9 protein-coding genes are annotated in these 13,583 nt (G+C 52.8%); 6 read left to right on the top strand and 3 right to left on the bottom strand.

Annotated features, from left to right (window positions below):
• Positions 1 to 611, bottom strand: a 611-nt coding sequence (locus tag ACO0LO_RS17920; RefSeq protein ID WP_422965874.1) for a MotA/TolQ/ExbB proton channel family protein, incomplete at its 3' end; no start/stop codon positions are given.
• A gap of 104 nt (positions 612 to 715) precedes the next feature.
• Entirely contained in the window at positions 716 to 1,381 is a 666-nt protein-coding gene (locus ACO0LO_RS17915; RefSeq protein WP_422965873.1) for an energy transducer TonB, read from the bottom strand.
• 962 nt (positions 1,382 to 2,343) lie between these two features.
• Between ACO0LO_RS17915 and ACO0LO_RS17910 the strand changes: the two genes are divergently transcribed.
• On the top strand, positions 2,344 to 2,631 hold the full coding sequence (locus ACO0LO_RS17910; protein ID WP_422965871.1) for a hypothetical protein: 288 nt from the start codon (positions 2,344 to 2,346) through the stop codon (positions 2,629 to 2,631).
• A gap of 26 nt (positions 2,632 to 2,657) precedes the next feature.
• On the opposite strand, the gene ACO0LO_RS17905 is transcribed toward ACO0LO_RS17910, so the two are convergent.
• A complete protein-coding gene (locus ACO0LO_RS17905) occupies positions 2,658 to 5,384 on the bottom strand; it encodes a TonB-dependent receptor (protein ID WP_422965870.1) in 2,727 nt (908 codons plus the stop codon).
• Between the two features lie 620 nt (positions 5,385 to 6,004).
• On the opposite strand from ACO0LO_RS17905, the gene ACO0LO_RS17900 reads away from it, so the two are divergent.
• From ACO0LO_RS17900 to ACO0LO_RS17880, 5 genes are all read left to right on the top strand, one after another.
• The gene (locus tag ACO0LO_RS17900; protein ID WP_422965868.1) at positions 6,005 to 7,792 is read left to right on the top strand and encodes an ABC transporter substrate-binding protein; all 1,788 of its coding nucleotides are present in this window, start codon (positions 6,005 to 6,007) and stop codon (positions 7,790 to 7,792) included.
• A gap of 111 nt (positions 7,793 to 7,903) precedes the next feature.
• Entirely contained in the window at positions 7,904 to 9,739 is a 1,836-nt protein-coding gene (locus ACO0LO_RS17895) for an ABC transporter substrate-binding protein (protein ID WP_422965867.1), read from the top strand.
• Between the two features lie 82 nt (positions 9,740 to 9,821).
• On the top strand, positions 9,822 to 10,760 hold the full coding sequence (locus tag ACO0LO_RS17890; protein WP_422965865.1) for an ABC transporter permease: 939 nt from the start codon (positions 9,822 to 9,824) through the stop codon (positions 10,758 to 10,760).
• 9 nt (positions 10,761 to 10,769) lie between these two features.
• Entirely contained in the window at positions 10,770 to 11,870 is a 1,101-nt protein-coding gene (locus tag ACO0LO_RS17885) for an ABC transporter permease (RefSeq protein WP_422965863.1), read from the top strand.
• A gap of 9 nt (positions 11,871 to 11,879) precedes the next feature.
• Positions 11,880 to 13,571, top strand: a complete 1,692-nt coding sequence (locus tag ACO0LO_RS17880) for an ABC transporter ATP-binding protein (RefSeq protein WP_422965861.1) — start codon at positions 11,880 to 11,882, stop codon at positions 13,569 to 13,571.
• The last annotated feature ends 12 nt before the right edge of the window (positions 13,572 to 13,583 follow it).

Raw genomic sequence — 13,583 nt, 5'->3', positions numbered from 1 at the left:
ACGAACGGTGCTGTGGAGCCGACTGTTGCGAGGAAGGCCAGGCCGTCTTGCAGGCGGCTTTGTACTTTGTCGACGGCGCGCTGGATGGACATGGAGACCCAGGTGTTGAGGTCGATCTGTTCCAGCAAAGCGCCTTCGTGGTGGTCGGTGGCTTTAGTCGCTGTTTCGGCGATGAAGCGGAATGGGCTGCCTTCTTTCAGGCTGGTCACGCCGGCTTGTACGGAAGCGGCTTTCCAGAATTTGGATTTGGCATCTTTAGCCTGGCCGCTCATTTTGAGCTGGTCGACGAATTTGGTGATGAGGATGTACCAGCTGCCCATGGACATGATGGCCATGATGATCAGCGTGGAGCGGGCGACGAAGTCGCCGCCTTTCCACAGGGCGTCGAGGCCGTAGGGGTTTTCGACTGTTTCTTTGGCCACTGGCGCTGGGGCTGCGACGTCAGTCGGCGCTGCTGCCGGGGCTGCGTCTGCTGCAGGCGCTGCTGCTGGCGCAGCAGCTGTGGCGGAGGCTGCATCTGCTGCTGTTGCTTGTGGCGCAGCGACGAAGGCTGTAGCAGTTGTCAGAGAGAACAAGACTGCCGCAAATAATGAGGATAAACGGGTTTTCATGAACATACTTCCTTAAAATTTAAATTAATGCTTACGTGTGGGTTTGGGGTATTGCTTGAGTAGCTTTTGGCTCCAGTCCTGGGTCAGGTCTTCAGCCGCGCGTCTTACTCAAGCTTCCATACGTAGTTCACCTTGGTCCAGAGCTGTTGCGGTTTGCCATCGACTGTGCCTGGTTTGTTTTTGCAGCTGCCCGACATCAGTTGGGCTTTTACTGCATTGTCCAGATTTCTAAATCCGCTGGATTTTTCAATCTTGACGTCTGATACGCTGCCGTCTGCTCCGATCAACACGGCCAGTCCTACTGTGCCTGTTTCTTCGTTACGCAGCGAGGCGCGCGGCCATTCGGGCTTGCAGCCTGCGGCATTGAAGTCGATCACTGCTGCTACCGATACCGGTCCTGTCGAGGCCTTCACTGGCGCTTCTACTGGCGCTGTCACCGTTTTAGGCAGTACGTCCGTGGTCGGCTTGACTTGCGTCGAGACGATCGTCGGCTGTTGTACTTGCGGCTGCACCTGGACTTCCGGCGGCGGGATGAACGGCGGCGGCGGCGCGGCCAGTTTGGGCGGCGGCGGCGGTGGCGTTTCCGGCGGCGGTGGCGGCGGCTTCACCTCCTCTACTATCTTGGTTTCCAACGGCTTTTGGACCACTTCCAGTATCTTGTGTCCCAATCCGTTCAGCAAGGCATATACCAACGCCAAGTGAAATACTACTACCAGCGCCAAGCCCGTAAACTTCTTGCCAGGCTCTTGCTGTCGATCCGAAAAATCCATACCTACTTCCTCCAATACCACTGCATTTTACTACTCGGCTTAAACAAGAGACGCATTATAAATGCATTCAGCCAATAAAAAGGTATATGAAATTAACCGTCTTTTAAAAAAACCGGACGGCACATTAACGTTCAGGCACCGACAATTCATCCATTGCAATATACCATGTCTGAATTGTCACATACCCCCCAAAACATACTACAAAAAAGCAAAGAAATTACTTGTTCGTCATTAACGAGTCTTTTTGCAAATTCATCAGCGCAAACGATTAACCAACTCGTTTATGAAAATTAAAATAGCAAAAAAATTTTGGATTGCGCATGGAACCACTTCCGGGGCATTCCTGTCAATACCGCTTTTTTCATGCCTAACAAAAAAAACAACAAGCAAATTTCATTAAGCAGGCTTGATTTTTAAGTGCATTTTATTTGTGCATCGCAGCATAAATTTATAGCACTCACCAATATATCACCAGCAAATTCTTAAAATTTGTTGCATCTGGATTGAACCAAAATAAAATTTTCTTTCAAACCAAATATGCGGGGCAAAAAAACTGCATCACTTTGGTGCGAAGCAACATGTTTGCACTGCAAAAATCAAAAAATCACATTCCTCAAGGAAATTTTCTCGATAAAACAGTGTTTTCCCCGTTCGATTTTAAAAAATTATTTTTTAGATTTTTTTTTCATTAGCCGGTCTTCGGTATGAAAAAGAGGGTTCCACGATCAAAAAACTAAAAAAATGCATCCCCGAAGTTGCGGTATCTATGTGCAAATAAATGAGCAACTTTCATGCCTGAGTTCCAAGTGAAACCGCCTGAAAATGAAAATCAGTTGGCATGAGTGCCAGACATGAACCCTATACCTTTATAAGTGCTACCTCGTCCAGAACATCCGTCCCTTGATCGCTGTATTGCATCCGCAAAGCAGCCATACGGCAAATCCTGGGGCGCTTATTGGGCAATGCCCCGAGTAATCAAAAATGCCTTAAAAACGCCTGCCGTACTTTATATCGGCATTGCAAATGCTCAGCCAGGCAAACACCTTCTGCTGGGTGAAGCACAATCACACCCGCAGGAAGGAGCAAAGCACCGCAATAGGCAACCCACGCAGCGAAGGCAAGCATTAAAGAGAAAGAGAAAGAAAAAGAAAAAGAAAAAGAAAAAGAGAAAGGAAGGGGGCCTGTCAGGCCATGGAAGCACAAAACAAAAATGCCCGGGAAAAATCCCGGGCGAAGTATTACGCTACTAATATTGCTTGATACTGCTTACATAGTCTTAGTATGTAAATGTACCGCGCAGGTAGTATGTGCGACCAAGTGGATCTGTGAAACGTGGATCGTAGCCAGCTTGGAAAGTCTGAGTTTGATAGCTCAGTGGAGGATCCTTGTCAAACAGGTTGCGGATACCGGCTGTCAACGAGAATGCCTTCACGATATTCCAAGTTACATAACCGTCGAAGGTTGAGTAAGAAGGAACATGATAATTGGCTGGTTCGACATCGTTAGGGCCATCAACGTAGCCTGATTTATAGTGAGCAGCCAAGCCAGCGCCGAAAGCACCGCCAGTCCAGTTCACAGTGGCATTATGCTGCCAACGGAAAACTGGGGCAATTCCGGAATAAACACCAACGTTTTGGATCCAAACCCCGCCAGCTTCATTCTGATATTGATACTTATTGACATAAGTACTGTTCAGACCGAATGTGTAGCTGCCATATGCACCGGCACGCAATTTGTAGGTTGCGCTGATGTCAGCACCGTTTGTTTTGGTGCCGCCCAAATTTTGCGTACGCAGATCGACATAACCGCAAGTTGTCGGATCAGGACATTGGGAACCATCCGTTGCCAGATCGCCGGCAGGATTACGATGGTACAGAGAAGCGTACTTGACATTGTTTGCGAATACGTCATCTGCTGGCAATGTACCAATCGCGTTCCTCAACTCGATCGACCAGATATCCAGACCCAAAGTCAGGTTATCGATTGGTTCGATAACGATACCCAGTGTCGCGTTTTTGGATTTTTCTGGGCTCAGGTTTTTGTTACCACCTGTCAGAGACTGGAACTGCTGTTGGCAGTTAGCCGCAGAGCTCTTGCCAGCAATCGGAGAACCGCCTGGGCAGTTGATCGGATCATTTTGCAGGGTCGTGTTGGTGTAAGTCTGTGAAGAGTTGATCTCATACAGAGACGGTGCACGGAAACCTGTTGAGTAGGAACCACGCAGCAACACTGTTTTTGTTGGCTGGAAGCGGAAACTTACTTTCGGGTTTGTAGTGCTGCCGAAATCGCTGTAATGATCTTCACGGACGGCAACAGTGACGTCCAAAGTTTTCAGAACAGGCAAATTCAACTCAGCATACAGCGCGGAAATATTACGCGAGCCTTCATTGATTGTGTTCGGATCAATACCAGTACTAGCGACAACTTTAGCGGCATAATCAGGGTTAGCTGCGCTGAGGAAGCTTTCCTTTTCATACTGGCCACCAATTGCCAGAGCAGCTGGACGGCCAGCACCAAGCCAATCACCCAACTCACGGCTGGCATGCAAATCAGCGGTTTTAGTTGTGCCTTTAGCGTTTTGAATGTTGCCATTCAATGCCGCGCTATTGATCAGCGCCGTGCCTGCTGCGCTTTGAGCACCGTAAGGATTGATGATACCGTTCAACACACCTTTAGTGATGATACCGCCATCGCTGTAGCCCATCAGGTTTTCAGAGACTTTGTTCTGGTTCCAAGTCAAGGCGCCATCGTAGTCCCACGCACCAATTGTGCCGGTCAGCGAAGTAATGAAACGCTCTTGTTTGTTGACGTTGTTGTCGGCACGTGGTCCGTTAGGCAAATCGCGCCATTTAACGTTCACGAAGCCTGGCTGCGCACCTGCCGGCAGACCTGTTGCTGGTACATAAGTATTGCTGATTGTACCTGGAGCAGGTTGGAAAGAATTGCCAGAGTTGCCTGGATAGTATGGGTTAGCTGTAACGCCATCGATCAGAAATGGGTTTTGACGCAGGCCGCCGTATGGTACCGGAGCAATCTGGCTCGATACGTTGTTTTGGCTAGTCATGTACTCAACACCGAGTTCATGATTTTCGCTGATTTTCAAAGTACCTTTCAGCAAGGCAGTGGTGCGCTCGCTTTTAGGTATGTAATCAACAAAACTGGAGGTCGTCATGTTGCAACCGGTTTTGCCGTCAGGGATCAGGTTAGTGCCAGCAGCACAGGATGGTGCCGTCGGATTTTGGCTATTGCCGCCCTGGAAATAGTTCGCTGGGCTAGTCGTTGGAGATAGGCCGCCAGAGTAACGTGTGTTAAAAGGACGCTGAGTACCGCCAACACGATCCTGGGATTGGTGATCGATCACACCAAAGATGTTGTAGCCATCTTTGTTCAGGTCACCGGCACCGAAACCAACGTTGAAGTTGTTCGATTTGCCGCCGTCATGCTGCGGAGAATCCGCGCCGGCAGTAATAGTGAAACCCTTGAAATCTTTTTTGGTGATGAAGTTGATTACGCCGCCAACCGCATCGCTACCGTACAGAGCGGATGCGCCGTCACGCAGAACTTCAACACGTTCCAGAGCTGCAAACGGGATCATGTTCAAATCGGGTGCAGAGCTGTCGTATGCATTGTTTGCCAGGCGACGGCCGTTCAACAGGACCAGAGTCTTGTTGGCGCCGATACCGCGCAAGTCAGCAAATGATGCACCGCCTGTGGACAAGCCAACTACCTGACTAGTGCTTTGTTGTGACTGTGCCGCGCTCAGGTTAGCCATGACTTGTTCAATCGTGGTGATACCTTGTTTTTTCAGGTCATCGATTTTTACCACGGTAACAGGCACGGAACCTTCTGCATCAATACGTTTAATCGCCGAACCGGTGATCTCAACGCGTTGAGTCGTTTCTTCTTGCGCAATTGCCGGATGAGCCAGCAGGCCCATGCTTACGACAATACCGCCAGAAAATATCATTCTCACTGACTGAGACAATATTTTTTCTTTTAACATTTGTCAAACTCCTAAGGAAAAGTTTAGAGAAAATTTCTCTAGACACACGATATTGCGAGTGCAAACTGGTGTAAAAAATCTATTTTCTACTGCTTACACTTGTAAATTAACGTATCAAAAAAAAATCTTGATGGCGCATGGAACCATTGTTGACAGTGCCCTGTCAACAATGCCTTTTGCAGCTTTCACAAAAAAACAACAGCCTGTTTTTCATAGACAAAACCCCTGTTTCGGTCCGCATCATTTTTGTGCTGTGCAACACGGGAAAAGCATGTGCTTATACGCCAGCAAGACGGTTTGGCTTTTAATTTGCCGGGTGGCCTCTAAACCAGAATAAAATTTCTTTATGAATCAAGGATATCCAACGATTATTAGAATTTTGTGTCTTTACGTTGCAATAAGATCGATATAAATAATTTCTTTACGGAAATACAATTATAAATATTCCCCTATTTGTCTCTTTGAAAAGAAAGAATTGCACTAACTTGGTGCGACGAAACGAAAAAAATTTTTTATAAATTATTCCCCTAAATATCTTCTTGCGTTATGGTTAGCGCTTTTTTTTGGTACTCCCTGTGTGCACAGGGTTCGAGCAAGGCCACTGTAAGGACACAGGCAAAATGTGGAAACTAAATTTCAGGTCAGGCATGTCCTTGCTGGAAATAACGCTGTTTGCTGGCACGGTGGGTATTGCACAAGCGGCAAGCCCTGCGGATCCAGGCAAAGTCATCCGGCAAGCTTTTGAAGCGCCGGACGACGGCTTCGACATGGCAAAGACGCAGAATCATTATTCGGGCTGGGTCAGCGAAGCGATCTTCGAGGCTTTGTTATCATATGACTATCTAGCCAGTCCTGCAAAACTCATCCCCAGAACGGTGGAGGCGATGCCTGAAGTGAGTGAAGGCGGCAAAGTATTTATTTTCAAAATAAGGCCGGGCATCTATTTCTCGCCTGACGCGGCGTTCAAAGGCAAGAGGCGCGAACTTACCGCCGATGACTACATCTATACCTTCAAGCGCGTGCTGGACCCGGTTAACCGCTCTCCCAATGCCAGTTTTATCGATGGCAAGATTCTCGGCATGAGCGAAGCGGTTGCCAAGGCCAACAAAACAGGCAAATTCGACTACGATGCGCCGGTCGCGGGCCTGAAAGCGCTGGATCGCTATACGCTGCGGATAGAGCTGAACGCAACCGACTACAACTTCCTGTATATCGTCGCTTATGGCGCATTTGGCGCGGTATCGCGCGAAGTGATTGACACCTACAGTCCGCAAACCGGCCTGCACCCGGTGGGCACCGGCGCCTACATGATGGAAAAATACCTGCCGCGCAGCAAAATCACGCTGGTGGCGAATCCTGAATACCGCGGCTATACATGGAACTTCCAGTCGACAGGCAGCGCCTGGGATGAGCAGATCGTCAAGGACATGAAGGGGAAAAAGATGCCCCAGGTCGGCCGTGTGGAAATCAGCATCATCGAAGAGGAGCAGTCGCGCTGGCTGGCGTTCCAGGACAAGCAGCTTGATATAGACAAGCTGCCCCAGATCGCGGCCCCCACCGTGCTGGACGGCGACAAGCTGAAGCCGGCTTTCTCCAGCCAGAATATTCGCATGAACCGCGTAGCGGACGCCGGCATGACCTTCAGCCTGTTCAATATGCGGGATCCGGTCATCGGCGGGTATACGAATGAGAAAATCGCATTGCGCCGCGCTATCGCCATGTCTTACAGCAACGATGATGAAATCGCCCAGATGCGCCTGGGCCAGGCCGTCAAGGATGAAATGATCATTCCGGTCGGCGTCGTGGGTTTTGATCCCCAGTACCGCAACAGCGTTTCGTACGACATACCACTAGCGAATAAACTGCTAGACCATTTCGGCTACAAGCGCGGCGCCGATGGCTACCGCAACATGCCGGATGGCACGCCGCTTACCATCAAGAAGACCACCGAAGCACAAAACGACAAAAAGGTGCAGTCCGAGATATGGAAACGCGGACTGGATAAAATCGGCATTCGCGTGGAATTCAATGTAGGCAATTTCGCTGACAATCTGAAAGCGGGAACCAACTGCCAGTTGCAGATGTGGAGCGGCGCATGGAATGCGGATTTCCCCGATGGCGAAAACTTCCTCCAGCTGTTGTACGGCCCCAAAGCAACCCAGGGCAATCACGCGTGTTATGAATCGGCAGCGTATGACGCTCTCTACAAAAAAGCCGTCTCTCTCCCGCTGGGGGAAGAGCGCAATAAGCTGTATGCCCAGATGAACCGCCAGATGGAAGCGGACACTCCCTGGCTAATGCACACTACCCGCATCCGCAGCTGGCTGGTCCGTCCATGGGTCAAGGGTTATAAAAAACACCCCATCATGCATTCCGACTGGGAATACATCGACGTCGACAAACACTGATCATCTTCCCCGGGAAGCGCCACACTAAAACAATTCCATCCAGGCGGCTTCTTTGGTGTAAATTCGCACACATTCAGCCTGCACCATCCGTCCTTTGAGGATTACCAAGTAATGAAGCTACGTCTTTTTTCCAAACGATTATTTCCCATCGCGCAGGCTCTGCTGCTGGCCGGCCTGGTAGCTGCCAGTGCCCCTACAGCACTGGCAGCTCCGGCTGCAACGGCGAACGGCGCCGACCCGGACAAAGTGCTGAAATGGGTTTTCAACGTCGCAGAAACAGGCTTTGATCCTGCCGTAACCAGGGACTTATATACCGCAGGCATTAATTACACGATTTTTGAGACGCTGTTTTCTTATGACTACATGGCGTCGCCGGTCAAGCTGATTCCAAGAACAGCCGAAGCCTTGCCGGAAATATCCGCCGATGCCAGGACTTATACGATCCGGTTGAAAAAGGGGATTTACTTCACTCCCGACCCCGCTTTCGGCGGAAAGAAGCGCGAACTCACGATGGCGGACTATGTCTATTCCATCAAGCGCCTGTTCGACCCCAAACTGGCCTCCCCGCATACCTGGCTGTTTGAGGGCAAGATCGTCGGGCTCGATGCGCTGGCCAACCAAGCCAAGAAGACCGGCAAGTTCGACTACGATGCCAAGGTCGAGGGCCTGGAACTGATCGACAAATACACCTTGCGCCTGCACCTGACACAGCCCGACTTCAATATGGGCCTGATCCTGGCGCACAACCCCAACGGCGCAGTAGCCAGGGAAGTGATAGAGAAGTATAGGGATGTCCAGGGTGCGGTGCTGGATCACCCGGTCGGCACCGGCCCTTATATGGTGGCGCTGGATGAATGGGTGCGCGGCTCCAAGATCGTGCTGCTGGCCAACCCCGGCTTCCGCGGCGAAATCTGGAATTACCAGGGTGGCTCCAGCCCTGAAGACCAGAAAATTACCGCTGCCATGAAGGGCAAGCGCATGCCCCAGATCGGCCGCGTGGAAATTAGTGTGATGCTGGAAGACCAGTCGCGCTGGCTGGCATTCCAGAACGACGAGATCGATATCTTTGAACTGGAAGGCCCGCTGGCGCCGCAAGCCCTGGACGATGGCAAGCTGAAGCCTGAATTGGCAAAAAAAGGCGTGCAGCTGTCCCGCATTCCCGATCCTGAAGTGACTTATTACTACTGGAACATGAAAGATCCCGTGCTGGGCGGCTTCAGCAAGGAAAAGATCGCACTGCGCCGCGCAATGGCCATGTCGCATAATATCGACGAAGAAATCAAAATCGTCTACAACGGAAATGCCGTCGCGCTGAACTACCCTATCCCGCCGGGCGTGATAGGCCACGATCCCAATTACAAGAGCATGATCCAGTACAACCCCGCTGCGGCCAACATGCTGCTGGACAAGTTCGGTTATAAGAAAGGCCCGGATGGCTACCGCACCCTGCCCGATGGCAAACCGCTGGAAGTCCGCTACAGCGCCCGCTCCGGCCCGGTAGGTAAATTGCAGACCGAAGTATGGAAAAAATCCTACGACTCCATCGGCATCAAAATGAAGGAAGACCTGCTGCAGTTCAGCGAACTGCTGAAAGCTGAAAAAGCCTGCCAGCTGCAGACGCGGAATGCACCATGGCTGGCCGACTATCCGGACGGGGACAATTTCATGCAGCTGTTTTACGGCCCCAATACCGGCCAGAATAATAACGGCTGCGTAGCCATTCCCGAGTACGACAAGCTGTATGTGGAATCGCAAAAGCTGCCGCCCGGCCCAGAGCGTGACGTGCTGTACCACAAGATGGCCCGCATCATGGAAGTCAACGCCGCCCAGCTGATCGGCTTCGCGCGCTACCGCAGCATGCTGGCACAGCCGCGCGTCATCGGCTACAAAAAGCACCCCATCATCTATGGCGAATGGATGTTCTTCGATATTGAGAAGCGCAAATGACCACGATCCACCTGTCGAACCTCGCATCGAAACTCACGCCGAACTGCAGCAAACATCTGTATAGAAATCAAGAGAGCATCCAATGACAGCCTATATCCTGCGCCGTATCTGGCAAATGATCCCCACCATGCTGGGGGTCATCCTGCTGGTGTTCATCCTGTTCAACTGGGTTGGCGGCGACCCGGCCTACATCCTGGCAGGCAAGATGTCCAATCCGGAAATGATTGCGAACATCCGCAAGCAGCTGGGCATAGACCAGCCCTATTATGTGCAGCTGTGGATCTTCATCAAGCAGATCGTGACCTTCAATTTTGGCGCCAGCTGGAGCACCGGGGAAACGGTCTCCTCCATTCTCGCCACCCGTCTCGGCCCTTCGTTCACCGTGCTGGTGCCGCTGACCATTATCGAAACCCTGGTAGCTATCGCACTGGCGCTTGTGATCTCCTTCAAGCGCGGCAGCCTGACCGACCGTGCAGTGATGATTGCCTGCACCATGGGCATGTCCGTCAGCATTCTGGTCTACATCATCGTCGGCCAGTACGTGTTCGCCTACAAATTCGGCCTGTTCCCTGTGCAGGGATGGGGTGACAGTTTTGCGGAAAACCTGTTCAAATACTCGGCGCTTCCCATCCTGATCGCACTGGCGGTCGGCGTGGCGCCCAGCCTGCGGCTGTTCCGCACTTTCATGCTGGACGAAGTGAATCAGGACTATGTGCGGACCGCGCGCGCCAAGGGTGTGCCGGAAAGGCGCGTCAAATGGGTGCACGTACTGCGCAATGCGTCCATCCCCATTATTACCCACGTCATGTCCAACCTGCCGGCGCTGCTGATAGGCGCCTTCCTGATCGAGCGCTTTTTCTCCATCCCAGGCATAGGCCGCGAAGTGATACTGGCCGTGGAACGCAGCGACTTCCCGGTCATCAAGGCGATTACCGTTTATGTCGCCGCAGCGACGATGCTGTTCAATCTATTGACCGATCTCCTGTACCAGGCAGTCGATCCACGCGTACAGTTGAAATAGGAAACACACATGTCCACAACACAAGCACAAGTTTCCCCGGGTCTCTGGGCACTGGCATGGCGCCGCCTGCGCGCCGACAAGGTAGCAATGACGGCACTGGGCATCGTGATCGCCTTCCTGATCACGCTGGCGCTGTCCGCCACCGGCCTTATCGCGGCTGACTGGGAGCAGGAAATCGCCGTCAGTTATGCCCCGCCAAGCTTTATCGGCGCAGATGGCGCCGGAGCAGGCAAGGCCGAGGCAGAAGCTCCGCCGCCGGAAAATCCGCTGGACCCGCTGAAAGACATCATCCGTGAACTGCGCAAGCAGCCCGGCGGCGCAGCGCAAGCCCCCGTCAACGACTATGGCATTGCCGACCCGCTGGCCAAGGAAATGGCCGAAATCAATGCGGATCTGGCCAAGACCGGCAAGGCCGCCGTATTGGAAAAACAAACCACGCTGCCTTTCGGGGCCGACAAGTGGGGGCACGACATCATCAAGAAAACCGTCAAGGGTGCGGAAACCTCGATCGTCGTGGGCCTGGTTGCCGCCTTCCTGGCGACCCTGCTGGGCACAGTATTCGGGGCATCGGCAGGTTATTTCGGCGGCCGTGTCGATGATTTTTTCAACTGGTTCTACAGTATCTTTACCTCCATTCCCTATCTGCTGCTGATCCTCGCCGTCGCGGCGGTGCTGCAGCAAAAAGGCATCACGACCATCATCCTGATCCTGGCCTTCACCGGCTGGACCGGCCCTTTCCGCCTGATCCGCGCCGAATATATGAAACACAAGGCACGTGAATATGTGTGGGCAGCGGATGCCATAGGCGCGTCGCACTGGCGCAAGATGTTTGTACATATCTTTCCCAACGTCAGCCATGTGGCGCTGGTGCAGATATCGATACTGGTAGTGGGTTTCATCAAGTCCGAGGTTATCCTCAGCTTCCTGGGCTTCGGCGTGCCGGTCGGCGTGGTGTCCTGGGGCAGCATGCTGAACGAAGCACAGAACGAACTAATTCTGGGCAAATGGTGGCAACTGGTGGCGGCAACGGCGGCCATGGCGGTGCTGGTGACGGCATTCTCCCTGTTCACCGATGCGCTGCGCGATGCGCTCGACCCCAAGCTGAAATAAGGACAGACCATGAGCCAAGATACATTGTTAAAAGTCGAAAACCTGAGCGTCAGCTTCCGCATCAATAAAAAAGAAAGCGTGGAAACGGTCAAAGGTATCTCCTTCGAGATACCGCGCGATTCCACCGTGGCGCTGGTCGGCGAATCCGGCAGCGGCAAATCCGTCAGTTCACTGGCAATCATGGGCTTGCTGCCGCCGGATACGTCCAGCATTGCGCCTAGCAGCAAAATCCTGTTTGAAGGTCGCAGCCTGCTGGACATGAGCATTGCGGAAAGGCGTGACTTGTGCGGCAAGGAAATCTCGATGATTTTCCAGGAACCGATGACATCGCTGAACCCGGTATTCACCGTCGGCTTCCAGATCGGCGAAGTGCTGCGCCTGCACATGGGTATGGATGCCAGGCAGGCGCGCAAGCGCTCCATCGCCTTACTGGAAGAAGTCGGCATTCCCGACCCTGCCACCAAGATCGACGCCTATCCCAGCCAGATGTCCGGCGGCCAGCAGCAGCGTGTGATGATTGCGATGGCAATCGCCTGCGAACCGAAACTGCTGATTGCCGACGAGCCGACTACCGCGCTGGATGTGACGATACAGAAGCAGATTATCGACCTCATCGAAGCGCTGCGAAAAAAGCACAAGATGTCGGTGCTGTTCATCACCCATGACCTGGCGCTGGTCGGTGAAATCGCCGACCACGTGATCGTCATGCGCAGCGGCGAAGTGCGCGAGGCCGGCAGCGTCAGGCAGATTTTCGAGCAGCCCAAAGATACCTACACGCAAGCGCTGCTGCATTGCCGCCCTTCGCTCGACTCGCGTCCATGGCGCCTGCCGGTGATCAGCGACTTCATGAACAATAACGGCGCACTGGTAGAGCAAAAAGAACGCCCGCGCGGCCTGACGGGCAAGGAAGACATCGTGCTGGAAGTGCGCAATCTGGGCAAGAGCTTCTACAGCCGCGAAGGCTTTTTCGGCAGGAAGGAGTTTCGCGCCGTGGAAGACGTGTCGTTCAAGCTGGCGCGCGGCAAGACGCTGGGCGTAGTGGGAGAATCCGGTTCCGGAAAAACCACTGTTGGCCTGACGCTGATGCGCCTGCACCAGGCGACGTCGGGACAGGCTATCTTTGAAGGCAAGGACATCCTGTCCATGTCCAACAAGGAATTCCTGCAATACAAGCGCCGCATCCAGATCATCTTCCAGAACCCTTACGCATCGCTGAATCCGCGCTTTACGGTCGGCCAGATCCTGATGGAGCCCATGCTGATACATAACATAGGCGCGAACGACGGCGAACGCTCGAAAATGGCGTATCAGTTGCTGGAAAAAGTCGGCCTGCCGGTTGCGGCCTTCCATCGCTATCCACATGAATTCTCCGGCGGCCAGCGCCAGCGCATTGCCATCGCGCGCTGCCTGACGATGAAACCCGAAGTGCTGGTATGCGATGAATCCGTATCAGCACTGGATGTGTCGGTGCAAGCCCAGGTGCTGAACCTGCTGCAAGACCTGCAGGAAGAATTTGGGCTATCCTATATCTTCATTTCGCATGACCTGGCCGTTGTAAAGTACATTGCCGACCAGGTCATGGTAATGAACAAAGGCAGAGTCGTGGAACTGGCGAACTCGGACGACCTGTACCACAATCCGACCCAGCCCTACACCAGGACCCTGCTGAATGCGATACCACGCGGCCTGCATGGCCATTAGCCGTTAATCCCG

The sequence above is a fragment of the Undibacterium sp. TJN25 genome, from assembly GCF_049339885.1.
Classification (GTDB): domain Bacteria; phylum Pseudomonadota; class Gammaproteobacteria; order Burkholderiales; family Burkholderiaceae_D; genus Undibacterium.
Note: the sequence above shows the minus strand (reverse complement) of the source record. Positions and strands in the feature narration are given on the sequence as shown.

What these genes read in the sequence shown, in the direction of transcription:
- ACO0LO_RS17915 (WP_422965873.1), bottom strand. Translation starts at nt 1,381, where the DNA reads ATGGATTTTTCGGATCGACAGCAAGAGCCTGGCAAGAAGTTTACGGGC.
- ACO0LO_RS17910 (WP_422965871.1), top strand. Translation starts at nt 2,344, where the DNA reads ATGCCCCGAGTAATCAAAAATGCCTTAAAAACGCCTGCCGTACTTTAT.
- ACO0LO_RS17905 (WP_422965870.1), bottom strand. Translation starts at nt 5,384, where the DNA reads ATGTTAAAAGAAAAAATATTGTCTCAGTCAGTGAGAATGATATTTTCT.
- ACO0LO_RS17900 (WP_422965868.1), top strand. Translation starts at nt 6,005, where the DNA reads ATGTGGAAACTAAATTTCAGGTCAGGCATGTCCTTGCTGGAAATAACG.
- ACO0LO_RS17895 (WP_422965867.1), top strand. Translation starts at nt 7,904, where the DNA reads ATGAAGCTACGTCTTTTTTCCAAACGATTATTTCCCATCGCGCAGGCT.
- ACO0LO_RS17890 (WP_422965865.1), top strand. Translation starts at nt 9,822, where the DNA reads ATGACAGCCTATATCCTGCGCCGTATCTGGCAAATGATCCCCACCATG.
- ACO0LO_RS17885 (WP_422965863.1), top strand. Translation starts at nt 10,770, where the DNA reads ATGTCCACAACACAAGCACAAGTTTCCCCGGGTCTCTGGGCACTGGCA.
- ACO0LO_RS17880 (WP_422965861.1), top strand. Translation starts at nt 11,880, where the DNA reads ATGAGCCAAGATACATTGTTAAAAGTCGAAAACCTGAGCGTCAGCTTC.